The 18,390-nt window shown below is 66.1% G+C and carries 14 protein-coding genes; 9 read left to right on the top strand and 5 right to left on the bottom strand.

All coding sequences use genetic code 11. The annotated features are described in order from the left end of the window. Positions 1-8: 8 nt before the first annotated feature. Together G6032_RS04425 and G6032_RS04420 are read left to right on the top strand one after the other, a co-directional pair. The gene (locus tag G6032_RS04425; protein WP_165280938.1) at positions 9-2,702 is read left to right on the top strand and encodes an EAL domain-containing protein; all 2,694 of its coding nucleotides are present in this window, start codon (positions 9-11) and stop codon (positions 2,700-2,702) included. A 69-nt stretch (positions 2,703-2,771) separates the two neighbouring features. Continuing rightward, positions 2,772-3,353 (top strand): NnrU family protein, encoded by a 582-nt coding sequence (locus G6032_RS04420; RefSeq protein ID WP_165280937.1) that lies wholly within the window; start codon positions 2,772-2,774, stop codon positions 3,351-3,353. 45 nt (positions 3,354-3,398) lie between these two features. Here the strand turns inward: G6032_RS04420 and G6032_RS04415 are convergent, their stop codons facing one another. Together G6032_RS04415 and nadC are read right to left on the bottom strand one after the other, a co-directional pair. After that, entirely contained in the window at positions 3,399-5,837 is a 2,439-nt protein-coding gene (locus G6032_RS04415; RefSeq protein WP_165280936.1) for an acyl-CoA dehydrogenase, read from the bottom strand. 271 nt (positions 5,838-6,108) lie between these two features. After that, positions 6,109-6,978 carry a carboxylating nicotinate-nucleotide diphosphorylase gene (gene nadC, locus G6032_RS04410; RefSeq protein ID WP_165280935.1) on the bottom strand — a complete coding sequence of 290 codons (870 nt, stop codon included), beginning with the start codon at positions 6,976-6,978 and terminating at the stop codon, positions 6,109-6,111. A gap of 157 nt (positions 6,979-7,135) precedes the next feature. Between nadC and G6032_RS04405 the strand changes: the two genes are divergently transcribed. The 3 genes from G6032_RS04405 to grxD are packed head-to-tail and all read left to right on the top strand — an operon-like array spanning position 7,136 to position 8,464. Beyond that, positions 7,136-7,714, top strand: a complete 579-nt coding sequence (locus G6032_RS04405) for a Fe-Mn family superoxide dismutase (protein WP_165280934.1) — start codon at positions 7,136-7,138, stop codon at positions 7,712-7,714. A 22-nt stretch (positions 7,715-7,736) separates the two neighbouring features. After that, positions 7,737-8,093: a BON domain-containing protein gene (locus G6032_RS04400; RefSeq protein ID WP_165280933.1), complete on the top strand. Its 357-nt coding sequence runs from the start codon at positions 7,737-7,739 to the stop codon at positions 8,091-8,093. 47 nt (positions 8,094-8,140) lie between these two features. Continuing rightward, positions 8,141-8,464 (top strand): Grx4 family monothiol glutaredoxin, encoded by a 324-nt coding sequence (grxD, locus tag G6032_RS04395; RefSeq protein ID WP_165280932.1) that lies wholly within the window; start codon positions 8,141-8,143, stop codon positions 8,462-8,464. 47 nt (positions 8,465-8,511) lie between these two features. Here grxD and rnt read toward each other — a convergent pair whose 3' ends face one another. Genes rnt through G6032_RS04380 form a run of 3 tightly spaced genes read right to left on the bottom strand, consistent with a single transcriptional unit; the run spans position 8,512 to position 11,737 of the window. Continuing rightward, positions 8,512-9,159, bottom strand: a complete 648-nt coding sequence (gene rnt, locus G6032_RS04390; protein ID WP_165281219.1) for a ribonuclease T — start codon at positions 9,157-9,159, stop codon at positions 8,512-8,514. 14 nt (positions 9,160-9,173) lie between these two features. Continuing rightward, positions 9,174-10,214, bottom strand: a complete 1,041-nt coding sequence (gene pyrC / locus G6032_RS04385; protein ID WP_165280931.1) for a dihydroorotase — start codon at positions 10,212-10,214, stop codon at positions 9,174-9,176. Then, entirely contained in the window at positions 10,211-11,737 is a 1,527-nt protein-coding gene (locus G6032_RS04380) for a leucyl aminopeptidase family protein (protein WP_165280930.1), read from the bottom strand. The genes pyrC and G6032_RS04380 overlap by 4 nt, the downstream gene beginning before the upstream one ends. A gap of 154 nt (positions 11,738-11,891) precedes the next feature. On the opposite strand from G6032_RS04380, the gene aceE reads away from it, so the two are divergent. From aceE to G6032_RS04360, 4 genes are all read left to right on the top strand, one after another. Further along, complete coding sequence (gene aceE / locus G6032_RS04375) at positions 11,892-14,564, top strand: pyruvate dehydrogenase (acetyl-transferring), homodimeric type (protein WP_165280929.1); 2,673 nt, start codon at positions 11,892-11,894, stop codon at positions 14,562-14,564. Between the two features lie 10 nt (positions 14,565-14,574). Then, positions 14,575-15,903 carry a dihydrolipoyllysine-residue acetyltransferase gene (locus G6032_RS04370; RefSeq protein WP_165280928.1) on the top strand — a complete coding sequence of 443 codons (1,329 nt, stop codon included), beginning with the start codon at positions 14,575-14,577 and terminating at the stop codon, positions 15,901-15,903. 26 nt (positions 15,904-15,929) lie between these two features. Further along, positions 15,930-17,771 carry a dihydrolipoyl dehydrogenase gene (gene lpdA, locus G6032_RS04365; RefSeq protein ID WP_165280927.1) on the top strand — a complete coding sequence of 614 codons (1,842 nt, stop codon included), beginning with the start codon at positions 15,930-15,932 and terminating at the stop codon, positions 17,769-17,771. A 206-nt stretch (positions 17,772-17,977) separates the two neighbouring features. Continuing rightward, a complete protein-coding gene (locus G6032_RS04360; protein WP_165280926.1) occupies positions 17,978-18,295 on the top strand; it encodes a hypothetical protein in 318 nt (105 codons plus the stop codon). Positions 18,296-18,390 lie beyond the last annotated feature (95 nt).

Here is an 18,390-nt window from a genome sequence, read left to right as displayed (position 1 = left end):
GATTCTGCATGAGCGAAGAACCGTCGCCCGAAGCGGTCTCCCGGATCAGCGCTGATCTGGGGACGGCCCTGCGCAGGTCCCGGGCGGCTCCGTCCCGAGTAGGCCTCAACCCCGCTATCACCAAGGTGGCGGTGGACCTGCTCAATCTCGACCCCGAAAACGCCGAAAAAACCCTCAGCGAGTCGCTCGAGGTGATCCGTGAATCCATCGGTGCCGATTCCGTCTGTTTCGCGCTGCTGACCGACGACCTGCTCGCATTCGACCGCGTCAGTCACGCCTCCTCCGTGCTCGCGGGATGTCGTCCGGAACGCCTCGCCGGAACCCGCCTCGAGGATGTGGACTGGCTGAACAGCAAGCTGGGCCATATGCGCCTCGTGGAGATTCTCGATGCGCGCAGGCTGTCGCCCGCCCTCCTGGGCGAGACGCGGCTCCTCAACGAAATGGGCGCCGGCGCCGCACTGTTTGCGGGTCTCGATATCAACGGCCGGCTCGGGGGGGTGCTCGGCGTGTTGTCCGCGCGGCCGGTCGACAGCTGGCACGTCGATGTCTACCTGTTGCTGAAGCTCATCGGCGCCAGCCTGTCCGCGGCCTTGACGCGCCTCAAGCTCGGCCGGGAACTCGGGGATATCCACGAGCGCGAGGAATTGACGCGTTACGCCTCTAACGACGGCATCTGGGATTTCGACGTCGAAACCAACGCGATCCGTTTCTCGCCTCGCTGGAAGATCATGATGGGTTACGGTGAGGAAGAGCCGGACGAGGACATGCCGGACTGGCGACAGCTGGTGCATCCGGACGACATGGTTCGCGTGCAGGGCAAGATCCGCGATCACCTGGACGGCAAGAGCGAGCTGTTCGAGAGCGTCCACCGCATGCGCCATCGTTCCGGCGACTGGCGCTGGGTCATGAGCCGCGCCAAGGCGATGGTCGACGAAGAAGGACGGATGCTTCGCCTCGTCGGCGTGGAACTCGATATCACGGACCAGAAGCTCTACGAGGAAGCGCTGTTCCGGGAGAAGCAGAACGCGCAGATCACCCTGCAGTCGATCGGTGACGGCGTCATCACCACCGATTCCGACTGTCGCATCGAGTACCTGAACCCGGTGGCGCAGGAACTCACCGGGTGGAGCCTCGACGACGGCTCCGGCCGTGGCGTCGATGAGATCTTCCGCAGTTTCCACGAGGAAACCTGTGAGCCGATGGAGAACCCCCTGTCGGTGGCCATCCGGCGCGACCGGCTCTACAAGTCCATGCGCCCGACGCTGCTGATCCGGCGCGACGGTAACGAGCTTTACGTGGAGAGCTGCGCTGCGCCGATCCGCAACGACGTCGGCCAGGTCATCGGTGGCGTGCTCGTCTTCCACGACGTCAGCGAGGCGCGCGAGCTCAACCGCCGCCTGTCCTATCACGCGAGCCACGACATGCTCACCGGCCTGGTCAACCGCCGCGAGTTCGAGGCGCGCCTCGAGCGGGCGCTGAAGATGGGCCGGGCCCGCGAGGCCCAGTACGCGCTCTGCTACATGGATCTCGACCAGTTCAAGATCATCAACGACTCCTGCGGCCACATGGCCGGCGACGCGCTGCTCGGCCAGCTCGGCGCGCTGCTCAAGTCGAAGATCCGCTGGCGCGACACGCTGGCGAGGCTCGGCGGCGACGAGTTCGGCGTGCTGCTCGAGAACTGCACCCTGGACGAGGCCATCGAGACGGCCGAATCCCTGCTCAAGGCCGTGCAGGATTTCCGCTTCGTCTGGGAGGATCGCAGCTTCAGGCTCGGCGCCTGTGTCGGCGTGGTGCCCATCGCGCCCGAGTCCGCCAGCGTCGCGGAGCTTCTGACCGCCGCCGACAGCGCCTGCGCCGCCGCCAAGGAGTCGGGCCGCAACCGCGTGCAGACCTGGCAGGAAAACGATATCGACCTGATGCGCCGGCGACGCGAGATGCAGTGGGCCGCGCGCATCAACAACGCGCTGGAGGAATCTCGTTTCGAGCTGTTCCGCCAGTCGATCATGCCGCTGCAGGGCCAGTCCACGGGCGCACACTACGAACTGTTGCTGCGCATGCGTGACGAACAGGGCCAGATCATCGCCCCGGACATCTTCATCAACGCCGCGGAACGCTACGGCATCACGCCCAGCATCGACCGCTGGGTGATCGCGAACGCGTTCCGCTGGCTGGTGTCCGAGGCCGACGAGCGCGAGCGCCTCGTGATGTGCTCGATCAACCTGTCCGGCCAGAGCCTGTGTGACGACAAGTTCCTGCCCTTCGTGATCGAGCAGTTCGAGCGCAGCGGCCTGGACGCGAGCAAGATCTGCTTCGAGATCACGGAGACCGCCGCGATCGCCAGCTATTCGCAGGCCAACCGCTTCATCAATTCCCTCAAGGAACTGGGGTGTCGCTTCGCGCTGGACGATTTCGGCACCGGGCTGTCCTCCTTCGGTTACCTGAAGCACTTCCCGGTGGATTTCCTGAAGATCGACGGCAGTTTCGTCAAGGAGATCCTGCATGACCCGATCGACCGCGAGATGGTCCGCTCGATCAACGAGATCGGCCACCTCACGGGCAAGCAAACGATCGCCGAGTTCGTCGAGAACAAGGAGCTCATCACCATGTTGCGGGGCATGGGCGTGGACTATGCCCAGGGCTACGGGGTGGACGAGCCCCGCCGCATCATGGACCCGGAATTCTCAGTCCGCGAGATCCGCTGATTCCTCCCGCGCCACGGGCGCGACCCGCCTGCTAAGCTTCCCGGTATCAATTCACTCCGGGGAAGCAACATGACGATGCTTATTGTCGGCCTCGTGATTTTTTTCGGCGTTCACCTCGTGCGGGTGGTTGCACCGGATTATCGCGCCGCGATGATGACCAGGATGGGCACCTGGGGCTGGAAAGGCGTTTACGCCCTGGTGGCCCTGGTGGGTTTCGTCATCATGGTGATGGGTTATGCCGAGATTCGCTTCACGAGTCCGCAGTTGTGGGCGATGGATCCGCCGATCGTGCGGATGATCGTGTCCCTGCTGATGCTGCCGGCGCTCGTCCTGCTGGTCGCGACTTACGTGCCGGGCAAGCTGCGGACCATGGCCAGGCATCCCATGCTGATCGCCACCGCGCTCGGGGCCGCGTTGCATCTCCTCGTCAACGGGCGGCTCGCCGACCTGCTGCTGTTCGGCAGCTTCCTGCTCTGGTCGCTGGTGGTGCTCTACGATGCGTCCACCCGTCGGCCTCCGGTGGCGCCGACCGTGAAGTCTCCGGCCCTCGCCTGGGATGGCGTGGCGGTGGCCGTGGGCGGCTTCGCGTGGTGGTGGCTCGCCTTCGGCGGCGGGCACCTGCTGCTGTTCGGCATGCCGGTCATGCGCTGAGCCGGCAAGTCGCCGCGCGCAGCCGCGCGCGGCGACGTCCAGCCCTTAAGCGGCCTCCTGGCCGGCTGTCTTGTCCTTCTTTTCGAGCCCCGGGAAATCGTCCACGGCGATGGCCCGCGTCGTGATGTCCATGGCTTCGCGCACGAGTTCGGCCTCGGCCGCGTCGATGACGCCGTCCTTGATGCCCTTTTCGAGCACCGCCTCCATGTTCACCGTGTTGACGCTCGCACCGAAGGCCTTGGCCAGCTTGCGCTCGACCGGTTCGCCCGCGATGACTTTCTCCAGCGCCAGTTCCATGAGGCCCATGGGGTCCTCTTCACTGCGCTGGATGTACAGGCCGTCGGTGAGGCGGTCGCGCGTGGCCGAGGGGCTCAGCAACAGCTTCGCGACCTCGTGGCCGAGCCGGTCGGACGCGCCGCGGAAGCGCCGCCCCAGCGGCAGCACGAAGGGCCGCAGCAGCGGGCCGACACCGGCGACAGGGAAATTGCGCAGGATGCCGTCGAGGCGCTCCTCGATGATGGCCAGCGAGTCGTCCAGCGCCCAGCACACGATCGGCAGGTCCTCTTCCGGCCGGCCGTCGTCCTCGAAGCGCTTGAGCACCGCCGAAGCCATGTAGAGGTGGCTGAGGATGTCGGCGAAGCGTCCGGAGATCTTCTCCCGCCGCTTCAGGTCGCCGCCCAGCGTGAGCATGGCGACGTCCGCGAGCAGCGCGAAGGAGGCGCTCATCCGCGTGAGTCGCGTCGCGTAGGCGGAGGTGGGACCGAGATCCGGCGCCGGCGCGAGCCGCCCGCCGGTCACGGCGAGCACGAGCGAGCGCACGAGATTGCTGATGGTGAACCCCACGTGGGCGAAAAAGGCGTCGTCGAAGGCCTTCAGACCGGCCTGTTCATCCGGGTCGGCCGCGGCGAGCATCTCCTTGAGCACGTAGGGATGGCAGCGGATCGCGCCCTGGCCGAAGATGATCATGCTGCGCGTGAGGATGTTGGCGCCCTCGACGGTGATCGCCACCGGGACGGTCTGGTAGGTCTGCGCCAGGTAGTTGCTGGGGCCGAGACAGACCGCGCGCCCGGCATGCACGTCCATGGCGTCGTTGATCGCCTGGCGCATGCCTTCGGTGTTGTTGTACTTGAGGATCGCCGAGAGCACGGACGGCTTGCCGCCGAGATCGAGCGCCGTGGCGGTGAGCACCCGCGCGGCATCCATGCGGTAAGTCACGCCGCCGATCCGGGCGAGCGGTTCCTCGATGCCCTCGAAGCGGCCGATCGGAATCTTGAACTGGCGTCGCACGCGGGCGTAGGCGCCCGTCATGCGCGCGGCGGCCTTGCCGCCCGCCGTGCCCAGCGCGGGCAGGGAGATGGCGCGGCCCACCGACAGGCAGTCCATGAGCATCTTCCAGCCGTTGCCGACCTGGGCCTGGCCGCCGATGATCCATTCCATGGGCACGAAGACGTCGGTGCCGGTGTTGGGGCCGTTCATGAAGGCGCCGCCGGGGTCATGCCGCAGGCCGATCTCGACGCCGGGGGTGTCGGTCGGGATGAGGGCGCAGGTGATGCCGAGGTCCTTTTTCTGTCCCAGCAATCCGTCCGGATCCTGCGCCTTGAAGGCCAGGCCCAGGATCGTGGCGACGGGGCCGAGCGTGATGTAGCGCTTTGCCCAGTTGACGCGGAAGCCGAGCACTTCCTTGCCCTTGTATTCGCCCTTGCAGACGACCCCTGCGTCCGGCATGGAACCGGCATCCGAACCGGCCCACGGGCCCGTGAGGGCGAAGGCGGGGATTTCCTCGCCGCGCGCGAGCCGGGGGAGGAAATGCTGCTTCTGCTCATGCGTGCCGTAATGCATGAGCAGTTCGCCGGGGCCGAGCGAGTTGGGCACCATCACCGTGACGGCCGCCGCGCCGCTGCGGCTGGCGATCTTCATCACGACTTCGGACTGGGCGCGTGCCGAGAAGTCGAGTCCGCCGTACTCCTTGGGAATGATCATCGCGAAGAAGCGATGCTTGCCGAGGAAAGACCACACCTCGGGAGGCAGGTCGTTGAGCTCGTGGTTGATCTTCCAGTCGTCGAGCATGCGGCAGAGTTCTTCCACCGGGCCATCGAGGAAAGCCCTTTCCTCGTCGGTCAGCTCGGCGCGCGGCGTGCGCAACAGGGTGTTCCAGTTGGGCCGCCCGCTGAACAGCTCGGCATCCCACCACACGGTGCCCGCATCGATCGCGTCCTTTTCGGTGGACGACATCGGCGGGAGGACCGATTTGAACCACTTCATGATCGGCTTGCCGAGCACGCTGCGGCGCAGGCTTTTGACATTCAGCAGCACGCCGACCGCGCCCAGCACGACCCAGGGCAACAGGCTCAGCCCGCCGCCGGTCAATTGCACGCCGAGCAGCAGGACGGCTGCGACTCCGGTCCAGGTCGCCAGGGGGCTGCGTCGGTACGCAAGGACGCCGAATGCGACGATGATGATCGGAAGCCAGATGATTCCAGACATGATTTCCTCCGCCTTGGGTGGCTCGGCCCGCAAGGACCTGTGCGGCACGGCTGCCGCATTGCATCATCCGCTTATAACCCACGGAATCGCAGTCCGGCAAGGAAATAGAGCATTCGTTTCAAACGATCGTTGGGATTCACGCTTTTGCAGCGCAAAACATGCCCGACGCAGGACCGCCTCGGCGTGGCAAGCCGATGTATTGAATAGTGTAATTCGCTGGACGCCGGACCCGTTCGGGGCGCTCACCGTAGTGCGCTGCAACAGCCCCGATTCAGTCCCGAGGCGGCAAATCGAGCTGAAATCGCATCGACAGGTCGATGGCGCGCAGGTGCTTGGTGAGCGCGCCGACCGATATGAAGTCCACCCCGGTGGCCGCGATCTGCCGGATTCCGTCGAGTTCGACATTGCCCGAAGCTTCGAGGCGCGTGCGACAGTCGGGCCGCCGGCGCAGGGCCGCCACGGCCTCGCGCAGGCCGTCGAGGGCGAAATTGTCGAGCATGACGATATCGGCGCCGCCGTCCAGCGCCTCCTGCAGTTCCGGCAGCGATTCCACTTCGATCTCGACGACGAGTTCGGGATGGATCCGCCGCGCCGCGGCGAGCGCCGCGCCGATGCCGCCGGCCGCCAGGATGTGATTCTCCTTGATCAGCAGGGCATCGTAGAGGCCCCGACGGTGGTTCGTTGCGCCGCCGCAGGCCACGGCGTATTTCTGCGCGGAGCGCAGGCCGGGCACGGTCTTGCGCGTGTCGAGCACGCGGCATCCGGTGCCGGCGACGGCATCGGCGTAACGGCGGGCGACCGTCGCGGTGCCGGACAGCGACTGGAGGAAATTCAGGGCGGTGCGTTCCCCGGTCAGCAGGGGCCGCGCCGGGCCCTCGAGCCGGCAGACGACCGTCTCCGCGTCGATGTCCGCCCCGTCCTCGGCGCACCACTCGATGCGGATCGCTTCGTCGAGCTTCGCGTACACCGCGTCGAACCACGCGCGGCCGCACAGCACGGCGGCTTCGCGACAGACGACCACGGCGCGCGCATGACCGTCGGCAGGCACCAGGTCCGCGGTGACGTCGCCCGCGCCGACGTCCTCGGCCAGCGCCAGCGCGACCGTGGAAACGATATCGGGGGGCAGTGGGGGCGTCGGCATGCCGGTTCCTCGCGAGGCGCGGCGGCAGTATATCCCGCCGCTCGGACGGCCGCTCACTCGCCGTGGGCAGCGGGGCGCTCTGTTATACTTCCGGGTCACCGTTCCGGGCCCAGGCCCCGGAAAAAAGCAGTCAACCGATCTTTTGGAGGAGCCCGCAATGGCGCATACCCTGCCCGAACTGCCGTACGCCATGGACGCGCTCGAGCCGCATATCTCCCGCGAGACGCTCGAGTACCACTATGGCAAGCATCACAACACGTACGTCGAAAAGCTCAATGGGCTGATCGAAGGCACGAAATTCGCTGACGCCTCCCTGGAAGAGATCGTGCGCGGCAGTTCCGGCGGGATGTTCAACAACGCGGCCCAGGTCTGGAACCACACCTTTTACTGGCATTGCCTCTCGCCGAGCGGCGGCGGCCGGCCGGGCGGCGCCCTCGCGGCGGCCATCGACGAGGCGTTCGGCTCCTTCGACGATTTTCACAAGCAGTTTGCCGACAAGGCCGTCACGCTGTTCGGCTCCGGCTGGGCGTGGCTGGTGAAAAAGCCCGACGGCAAGCTCGCGATCGTGCAGACCGGCAACGCGGAGACGCCGCTGACCGGCGACGACAAGCCCCTCCTGACCTGCGACGTCTGGGAGCACGCCTACTACATCGATTACCGCAATGCGCGGCCGAAGTACCTGGAGGCTTTCTGGCAGCTCGTCAACTGGGAATTCGTCGCGAAGAATTTCGCCTGACGTCGGCAAGGAGTCCCTCGCCATGAAAGCGGCAGCGGTTGTGGCCATCCTGTCGGCTGCGCTGGGCCTGGCGGCCTGCGTGCCCGTCGTTGTCGGCGGAGCGGCCGTCGGCGGTTACTACATCGGCAAGGACGAGCGCGAGCCCGGCGTGATCGCGAGTGACGGACGAATCACCACGGCCGTGAAGTCACGCCTGATCACCGACAAGTACGTGGACGGCCTCGCGATCAACGTGGATACCTACGAGGGCGTGGTGACCCTGCGCGGCGAGGTGAGCAGCAGCCTGCCGCGAGAGCAGGCGGAGCGACTCGCGGCTTCCGTCGAGGGCGTAAAATCGGTGCAGAACGAAATCAGGATTGTGCGCAAGGCGGAAGACTAGGCCGGGCGCGTGAATCGAATACGATGATCAACGAGGAGAGGATGCTGATGGAAGATGTCAACGAGCGGATTAGCAAGACGCTTGCGTCTCACCCCGTGTTGCTGTTCATGAAGGGGAATCCCGATTTTCCGCAATGCGGTTTTTCGGCACAGGTCGCGGCGGCCTTGCGGGCCTGCGGGACCGAGTTCGCCGCGTTCAATATTTTCGAGGATCCCGAGATCCGGGAAGGCCTGAAGACGTATTCGAACTGGCCGACCTATCCGCAGCTGTACGTCAAGGGCGAACTGATCGGCGGATGCGACATCGTCGTCGAGATGTATCACTCGGGCGAGCTCAAGAAGCTGCTCGACGAGGCCACTGCGGCGGCCTGAGTCCGACTCGCAAGGCGCCGGGCGCAGCGCGCCACGAGGACACCGTTCTAGGGACGGTGTCCTTTTTTTGTGTCTTCGTAAATGCCGCGGAACTGGTTGACGATCGCGCAGAACACCTCGGCCGTGATGTGCGCATCGTAGGCGGCGGAGTGCGCGGAACTGCTGTCCCAGGTGAGGCCGGCCGCATCCACGATCCGTGACAGGACTGTCTGGCCGTAGGCGATGCCTCCCAGTGTCGCCGTGTCGAAACTCGAGAAGGGGTGGAAGGGGTTACGCTTGATCCCGCAGCGCTCGACGGCGGCATTCAGGAACTGCAGGTCGAAGAATGCGTTATGGCCGACGAGGATCGCGCGGGTGCAGTCGTGCTCCCGCACCGCCGTGCGCACCTCGCGGAAGATCCGCTGCAGGGCGTCGTGCTCCGGCAGCGCCGGGCGCAGGGGATGATGCGGGTCGATCCCGTTGACCTCCAGCGAGGCCGGTTCCATGTTCGCGCCCTCGAAAGGCTTCACGTGGTAGCGCCAGGTCTCGCCGGGGACGAACAGGCCGTCCGGGCGCAACTCGACCAGCACCGCCGCGATCTCCAGCAACGCATCTGTGCGCGGATTGAATCCCCCCGTCTCGACGTCGACCACGACGGGCAGGAAGCCCCGGAAGCGCGCCGCCATCAGTTGCGGCATGGCGTCGGCCTCCGGCATCGTGAAGCGTTCGCTCACGAAGGGTCCTGCACGAGGCTCCACGCCACAGGCTCGCCCGAGCGGAACGGTACGATTCGCTCCTCGCCGGCCACGTACTCCGCGGGCGGGCGCCAGCTGCGCTTTTCGAGGGTGATGGTGTCGTCGTTGAGCGGCAGGCCGTAGAAGCGTGCGCCGTATTCGCTGGCGAAGGCCTCCAGCCGCTCGAGCCGGCCGGCGGCCTCGAAGACCTCCGCGTAGACCTCGATCCCGACCGGGGCGGAAAAGATCCCGGCGCAGCCGCAGGAGGATTCCTTGCTGCTGCGGCTGTGGGGGGCGCTGTCGGTGCCGAGGAAGAAACGGGCGTCGCCGCTGGTGGCGGCCGCGCAGACCGCTTCCCGGTGGCGCTCGGCCTTGAGCACCGGGAGGCAATAATGATGCGGCCGCAGTCCGCCGGCGAACAGCGCGTTGCGGTTGAGCATCATGTGCTGCGGCGTGATGGTGGCCGCGATGCCCGGGCGCGCCTGGCTGACGAAATCGATGCCGTCGGCGGTCGTGACATGCTCCAGCACGACTTTCAGCTTCGGGTGGCGCTCCACCACGGGGCCGAGCACCTTCTCGATGAACACCCGTTCCCGGTCGAACACGTCGATCTCGTCGGCGGTGACCTCGCCATGAACCTGCAGCACCAGGCCGGTCTCCTCGATGGCGGCGATGGCCGCCGCGCAGTGCGCGATATTCGTCACGCCGGAGTCGGAGTTCGTCGTCGCCCCGGCCGGGTAGAGTTTCACGCCGATGACGGCGCCACTGGCGGCGGCGCGGCGGATCTCCTCCGGCGGCGTGTTGTCCGTGAGATACAGCGTCATGAGCGGTTCGAAACGCATCCCCGCCGGCACGGCCGCCAGGATCCGCTCGCGGTAGGCGAGCGCCGCCGCGGTCGTTGTCACCGGTGGGGACAGGTTCGGCATGACCACGGCGCGTGCGAAGCGCAAGGCCGTGTGCGGCACCACGGCCGAGAGCAGTGCCCCGTCGCGCAAGTGCAGGTGCCAGTCGTCCGGCCGCCTCATCTGCAGTTTCATTGCTTTCCGCTCCCGTTGCTGTTCACTGCGTCCAGCAGTCCGTGGTCCAGCAGCATGGCGAGCGTCAGGCGCACGCCGAAGCCCGTCTGCGCGGTCGGCGCGAGGCCCAGCCCGCCCTTGCGATGGCCTGCCGAGAGATCGACGTGGAGCCAGGGCGTTTCGCGCGGCACGAAACGTTGCAGGAAGCGCGCCGCGAGGATGTGGTCACCGTCGTTGTCCGTGGAGCACTGCATGACGTCGGCCATGCGACTCTCGATCGCCTCGTCGAAATCCTCGTCCATCGGGAAGGCCCAGGTACGTTCGCCGCTGCTGCGCCCGGCCGTCACCGCGACGTCCAGCACCGCATCGCGGTTGCCGAACACGCCGCTGTAGCGGTAGGTCAGGGCGGCCACGCAGGCGCCCGTGAGCGTCGCGTAGTCGATGATCACTGCCGGCTCCGCGCGCGCGGCCAGCGTCAGCGTGTCGGCCAGCACCATGCGGCCCTCGGCGTCCGTATGGATCACCTCGATGGTCACGCCGTTCGCCGCCGTGACGACGTCGCGGGACTTGTAGGCATCCGGGCCGATCCGGTTCTCCGTGATCGCCAGCCAGCAGTCCACGGGCTGCGGATAGGCGATGCGCGTCAGCGCCAGCAGCGTGCCGAGCGCAACGGCGCTGCCCTGCATGTCCTCGTGCATGTCGAGCATGCTGCGGAATGGCTTCAGGTTGTTTCCGCCGGTGTCGAAGCAGATCCCCTTGCCCACGAGCGCGATCGGCGCCGCGTTCTTCGGTGCCTTCGGCGGGCGGTATCGCAGCCGGACGATGCCGGCGTCGCGGTGCGGATTGCTGCGCGCGACTGCGAGGAACGCGCCCGCACCCTCTTTCTTCAGGGCGACCTCGTCGCGGAAGGAAAACTCCCAGCCTTCGCGGTCCGCGAGTTCCGCGACCAGGTCCCGATAGGCGGCCGCGTCGAGGCGATTCGGGGGGAGGGCCGTCAGCCAGCGCGCGAGATGGTTACCTTCCGCTTCCGCGCGCACGCGTGCCACGTCGAGCGCGGGCGCCTCGTCGAGCAGCGTGATCGTGACTTGGCGAGACGCACGCCGCTCAACATTGCTGCGAAAGCGCGGCATCTCCGCTTCGGCGGCGAGCAGGCCGGAGACGGCCGCCTCGAGCCAGGTTGCCGCCTTGTCCTCGGGTGCGCCACAGGTCATCACGCCGATTTTCGCCGGGCGGCCCGAACGTGTTTCGGCGGCGAGCTTCCTGGCCAGCGTGAGCCAGGTGAACGGCGTGGCGTCCGGATCGGCGATCCCGACCGTCACGGCACAGGGATCCTCCAGGTGCAGTGTGAACACGGAGCCCGCCTTGGTCATCTCCCGGCGCCGGGCTGCAGCGGCCAGCGCCTGGCCCGCAGGCAGCGCTGCCCAGGCGGCCTTGCCCGCTTTCGTCGAAACCACGATGACGAGGTGGTCGAGTTGGGGCAGCGCCCGCGAATCACGGCGTTGTGCGATGCGGGGGAGATGACCTTCCGGCAACAGGCTCGACATGAGTTATCCTTGACCTCGACAAGAGCAAGCCCCGAAGATTATCGGGCCCGCAACAGCTTATGTTGCGGGGCCACATCCTATCAGCAAGGCCGCGAACATTCACCTGAACGGCGACTTTTCAGCCCTCGCATTCAAGTCCACGGAGCCCTGAAAAATGTCTTATGACCCGAGTTTCCACGACGAGGATCCGGACGGGACACGAGAGTGGCTCGAGGCCATCGACTCCGTGCTGCAGGCGCACGGCGGGGAGCGCGCGCACTGGCTCGTCGATCGCCTCATCGACCATGTGCGGCGCGCCGGTCACTACCTGCCGTTCACGCCCAACACGGCCTACCTCAACACGATCTCGCCGGCGCGCGAACCGTCCTATCCCGGCGATCGCGCCATCGAGAAACGTATCGAGGCGTGGCTGCGTTGGAACGCGATGGCGATGGTCGTGCACGCCAACCGCGAGTCCTCGGAATACGGCGGCCACATCGCGAGCTACGCGTCCTCGCTGACGCTCTACGAGGTCGGCTTCCAGCACTTCTGGCGCGGCGCGACGGAAGAGAGTCGCGGCGACATGATCTTCATCCAGGGCCACTCGTCACCAGGCATCTACGCGCGCTCGTTCCTCGAGGGCCGGCTCGGCGAAGAGGACCTGCTCAAGTTCCGCCAGGAAGTCAGCGGCGGGCTGTCGTCCTACCCGCACCCCTGGCTGATGCCGGACTACTGGCAGTTCCCCACGGTGTCGATGGGCCTCGGGCCGATGCAGGCGATCTTCCAGGCGAAGTTCACCAAGTACCTCGAGCATCGGGGCCTCGTGGAACCTTCGGACCGCAAGGTCTGGGCCTTCATGGGCGACGGCGAAATGGACGAGCCCGAGTCGATGGGCGAGATCGGCCTGCCGGTACGCGAGGGCCTCGACAACCTGGTGTTCGTCATCAACTGCAACCTGCAGCGTCTCGACGGCCCGGTGCGCGGCAACGGCAAGATCATCCAGGAACTCGAGGCCGCGTTCCAGGGTGCCGGCTGGAAGGTCATCAAGGTCATCTGGGGCCATGGCTGGGACGCGTTGCTGGCGCGCGACGACAAGGGCCTCTTGCGCAAGCGCATGGAGGAATGCGTCGATGGCGATTACCAGAATTTCAAGTCGAAGGACGGCGCCTTCGTGCGCGAGCATTTCTTCGGCAAGTACCCCGAACTGAAGGCGATGGTCGCCAACATGTCGGACGACGAGATCTGGAACCTGAACCGCGGCGGGCACAGCCGCGGCAAGGTCTATGCCGCCTACAAGGAAGCGGTGGAGACCGAGGGCCGTCCGGTGGTGATTCTCGCCAAGACGGTCAAGGGTTATGGCATGGGCGCAGCCGGCGAGGGCCGGATGATCGCCCACCAGCAGAAGAAGCTCGACGAAAAGGATCTGCGTGCCTTCCGCGACCGCTTCGACCTGCCGATCTCCGACGAGGAGATCAAGGACGTGCCCTTCCGCAAGCCGGCCGACGACAGCCCGGAGACCCGCTACCTGAAGGAAAGGCGCAAGGCGCTCGGCGGCTATCTCCCGCGCCGGATCACCAAGGCCGAGGCCCTGCGCCTGCCGAAGCTCGAGGAAGTCTTCAAGGGCCAGCTCGAGGGTAGCGGGGAGCGCGAGATCTCCACCACCATGGCGATGGTGCGCATGCTCACCGCCCTGTGCCGCGACAAGCTGATCGGCAAGAACGTGGTGCCCATCGTGCCCGACGAAGCGCGCACCTTCGGCATGGAAGGCATGTTCCGCCAGTTCGGCATCTGGTCGCGCGAAGGCCAGCTCTACACGCCGCAGGACTCCGACACGCTGAGTTATTACAAGGAAGACAAGACCGGGCAGATCCTGCAGCTGGGCATCGACGAGGCGGGTGCGCTGTGTGCCTGGACCGCGGCGGGCACGGCCTACGCCAACCACGGCGTGAACATGGTGCCGTTCTATCTCTTCTACTCGATGTTCGGCTTCCAGCGCGTCGGCGACTTCATCTGGGCGGCCGGCGATTCGCAGGCGCGCGGTTTCCTCATCGGCGGAACGGCGGGGCGGACCACGCTGGCCGGCGAGGGCCTGCAGCACCAGGACGGCCACAGCCACCTGCTGTCGTCCACGGTCCCGAACTGCCGCTCCTACGACCCGGCTTATGCCGGCGAGCTGGCGGTGATCGTGCACGACGGGCTGCAGCGCATGTTCGTGGACCAGGAGCGGATCTTCTATTACATCACCTGCATGAACGAGAACTACCGCCACCCCGCGTTGCCGCCGGAGTCGCACGAGGGCGTGCTCAAGGGCATGTACGAGTTGCGCAATGCCGGTGAAGGCAAGAAGAAGCGCCCCCGGGTCCAGCTGTTCGGCTCGGGCACGATTCTTCGCGAGGTGCTCGGCGCCGCCGACATGCTGGCCGAGGAGCACGGCGTGGATGCCGACGTGTGGAGCGTGACGAGCTTCAACGAGTTGCGCCGCGATGCGTTGTCGGTGACGCGTCGCAACCGGCTGCACCCTGAAGAGGCGCCGGAGAAGTGCTTCGTCGAGCAGTGCCTGGAGGGACGCGAGGGGCCGTTCGTCGCGGCGACGGATTACATGACCGCCGTGCCGGACCAGGTGCGCGAGTGGGTCCCCGGTCGTTACGTCACGCTCGGCACCGACGGCTTCGGCCGCAGCGATGCCCGCGCGGCGTTGCGCGATCATTTCGAGGTGGACAGGCGCTACATCGTCGCGGCGACGCTGGCGGCGCTCGCGGCCGACGGCAAGCTGGACGCCGGCGCGGCGAGCAAGGCGATCGAGAAATACGGCATCGATCCGCAGAAACCCGATCCCGTGGACCTGTAGGGGAACCGACGTGGCGAACAAGAACGAGGTACGCGTTCCCGACATCGGCGATTTCGAAGACGTCGAGATCATCGAGGTCCATGTGCAGAAGGGCGACGCGGTGGCGGTCGAAGATCCGCTGATCACCATCGAGACCGACAAGGCGTCCATGGACGTGCCGTCCTCGGCGGCGGGCCGGGTCGTCGAGCTCAAGGTGGGTAAGGGCGATCGCGTCTCGGCCGGCGACGTGGTGCTGTTGCTGGAAAGCGACGGCGACGGCGACGGCGAGAAGCCCGAGGAGACCGCGGAGAAGAAGCCGGAACAAGAGGCGGGGAAAAAGAGCGAGAAAGAGAGCGAGCAGAAGGCGGAGCCCAAGCCCGCCGACAAGAGCGAGGCGGCGCCGAAGAAGCGCGAGTCGGAAGGCCTGCCCGCGGCGCCGCCGTTGCCGGAGGGCACGCCGGCCCACGTGCATGCCGGGCCTTCGGTGCGGAAGTTCGCGCGCGAGATGGGCGTCGACCTGGGGCGCGTATCGGGCAGCGGCGTGAAGGGGCGGATCACCCACGAAGACGTGAAGGTCTGGGTGAAAAAGGCGCTGCAGAAGGAGGACCGCCCGGCCGCCGGCGCAGCCCTGCCCGAGGTGCCGGAAATCGACTTCACCAAGTTCGGTCACACCGAGCTCAAGGGGTTGTCTCGGGTCCAGCGGATCGCCGGTCCGCGACTGCATGCCTCGTGGGTGAACCTGCCGCACGTCACGCAATTCGACGAGGCGGACATCACCGAGACCGAGCGCGCGCGCAAGAACCTCAAGGCGGATGCGGAGAAGGAAGGCGCGAAGCTGACGCCCCTGGCGTTCATCATCCGCGCCTGCGTCAAGGCGCTGCGCGAGTTCCCGCAGTTCAATGCCTCGCTGCATCCCGACGGGCAGCAGCTCATCGTCAAGCACTACTACAACATCGGTTTCGCCGTGGACACGCCGGGCGGGCTGGTGGTGCCGGTGATCCGTGGCGTGGAAGGCAAGAGCCTGTTCCAGGTCGCGCGTGAACTCGGCGAGCTGTCGGTCAAGGCGCGCGACGGCAAGCTCAGCAGCGCCGACATGCAGGGGGGGAACTTCACGATCTCGAGCCTCGGCAGCCGGGGCGGGACCTTCTTCACGCCGATCATCAACGCCCCCGAGGTCGCGATTCTCGGCGTGTCGCGCCACGCCATGCAGCCGGTCTGGAGCGACGGCGAGTTCGTGCCCCGGCTGATGCTGCCGTTGTCGCTGTCCTACGACCACCGCGTGATCGACGGCGCGGCCGCGGTGCGCTTCACCCGCTACCTCGCGGAAATCCTCTCCGATGTCGATCGGCTGCTGGCCTGAGAGCCGGCGCCAGGGAAGCGCTTGCGATGAGTGAAAAGAAAGAAATCCGGGTTCCCGATATCGGCGACTTCAAGGACGTCGAGGTGATCGAGGTCCTGGTGTCGGCGGGCGATACCGTCGCGGCGGAGGATGCGCTCCTGACGCTTGAAACCGACAAGGCGTCCATGGACGTGCCGGCGCCGTTCGGCGGGCGCATCGCGGAGCTCAAGGTGAGCACGGGCGACCGGGTGTCTGAAGGCGACGTGATTGCGCTGGTGGAAGCGGAGGAAGAAGGTCGCGCGGAGAGCGCTGAGGGCGCGGAGGAGGATAAGGTCGAGAAGGACGGGAGGGGCGACAAGGCGGATAAGACCGAGAAGGCCGAGAAGAGCGAGAGGAACAAGAAGGAAGACGCCTCTGAGGTGGCCGCCGCATCGTCTGCTGCCTCGTCCGCATCGTCCGAGCCGCAGCGTGACTACGACGCCGACCTGCTGGTGCTCGGTGCGGGTCCCGGCGGCTACACGGCCGCCTTCCGCGCCGCCGACCTCGGGCGTGACGTCACGCTGGTGGAGCGCTGGGACACGCTCGGGGGTGTGTGCCTGAACGTCGGCTGTATCCCGTCGAAAGCCCTGCTGCACGCCGCGGCGGTGATCGAGGAAGCCGCGCACATGTCCGAGCACGGCATCGTGTTCGGCGCACCGAAGATCGAGCTCGACAAGCTGCGCAACTGGAAGGGCGGCGTCGTGGGGCGGCTGACCAAGGGCCTCGACACCATCGCGAAGCAGCGCAAGGTGAAGGTGCTGCGCGGCTCCGCGAAGTTCACCGGGCCGCACACCATCAAGCTCGACGGACCCGACGGCGGACAGGAATTGAGCTTCCGCCAGTGCATCATCGCCGCCGGCTCGGAGTCCATGGCCCTGCCCGACATGCCGGACGACCCGCGCGTGATGGACTCGACCGGCGCGCTGGCGCTCGAGGAGCTGCCGCAGCGGATGCTGGTGATCGGCGGCGGCATCATCGGGCTCGAGATGGCCTGCGTGTACGACGCGCTCGGCGTGAAAGTGAGCGTGGTCGAGCTGACCGATACGCTGATGCCGGGCTGCGACCGCGACCTGGTGCGGCCGCTGGAGAAGCGCATCAAGGCGCGCTACGAAGCGATCATGACGGGGACGAAGGTCACCGAAATGAAGGCGCTCAAGAGCGGCATCAAGGTCAGCTTCGAGGGCAAAAACGCGCCGGACAAGCCCGTGACCTACGACCGCGTGCTGGTGGCGGTGGGCCGCCGGCCGAACGGCGAAGTCATCGACGGCAATGCGGCCGGCGTGATGGTCGAGCGTGGCTTCATCCCCGTCGACAAGCAGCAGCGCACCAACGTCGAACACATCTTCGCGATCGGCGACATCGTGGGACAGCCCATGCTGGCCCACAAGGCGACGCATGAAGGCAAGGTCGCCGCCGAGGTTGCCTGCGGCGAGAAGAGCGCCTTCGATGCGCGCGTGATCCCGTCGGTCGCCTACACGGATCCCGAGATCGCCTGGGTCGGCCTCACCGAGGACCAGGCGAAGGCCGAGGGCGTCGAGTACGAAAAAGGCGTGTTCCCCTGGGCCGCGTCCGGCCGCTCGCTCGCCATCGGCCGCGAGGAAGGTTTCACCAAGCTGTTGTTCTCACCCGAGAGCGGCCACCTGCTCGGCGCCGGCATCGTCGGCACCAATGCCGGCGACCTGATCTCGGAAACAGCGCTGGCCATCGAGATGGGCTGCGACGCCGCCGACATCGGCCTGACCGTCCATCCGCATCCGACCCTGTCGGAAAGCGTGGCGATGGCCGCCGAGGCGTTCGAAGGAACGCTGACCGATTTGTACCTGCCGAAGAAGCGCGCGAAGAAGAGTTAGCGGGGACGGTTGGAGCGTCGGGTGCAGTGGCCACGTTTCTGCGGAAACGTTGGGTCAGGGCTTGGCGTAGATGCTGTTCGAGAGCATAACTGCGCCCAAGTTATGCGTAGCATATGAATTTCAATGGTGAATGAAATCATGATGTTAGGGATAGCTGCATGGTGTTATCTGGTGAAAGTGCGGCAATATTTTGCGGCGTTTAGTTCTTGGACTTTGCGTTAGGCGGCGAAATGTTTGGCTTTCTGCTTCTTGCGGCTGTCCTTAGTGGGCTAGCTTATCTGGCTGCCTATAAGCTGAGACGTACGCGACGCATTTTAATCGCAGCAGGCACTTTCGCTTTGCTTGGGATACTGCCTAAAGCTTTTGTCATACTTAACGATGACCTGCTCGCTTGTTGGGCTTATTACGACCAATGTGCTGCTCAGCGCATTTCAGGCCTTTCTGAGCAGGACTGCTTGAAGAGAGATGATGCTGTCGCGTTCCTGCACGAAGGTGGGGTTTGTCTTGTTGAAACAAGCGAATGATCCCGCGGCACGCGCCGTCGTCGTTAGTCGTACGCCGCCGCCTAACAGTTCATTAAAGCCGAACCCGCTTCGCGGGTCGGCTTAACTCAGGCGTT

The organism is Wenzhouxiangella sp. XN24, assembly GCF_011064545.1.
In the GTDB taxonomy this organism is placed as follows: Bacteria; Pseudomonadota; Gammaproteobacteria; order Steroidobacterales; family XN24; genus XN24.
The sequence above is the reverse complement of the archived record's forward strand: the minus strand, read 5'-3'. Positions and strand labels throughout refer to the sequence as shown.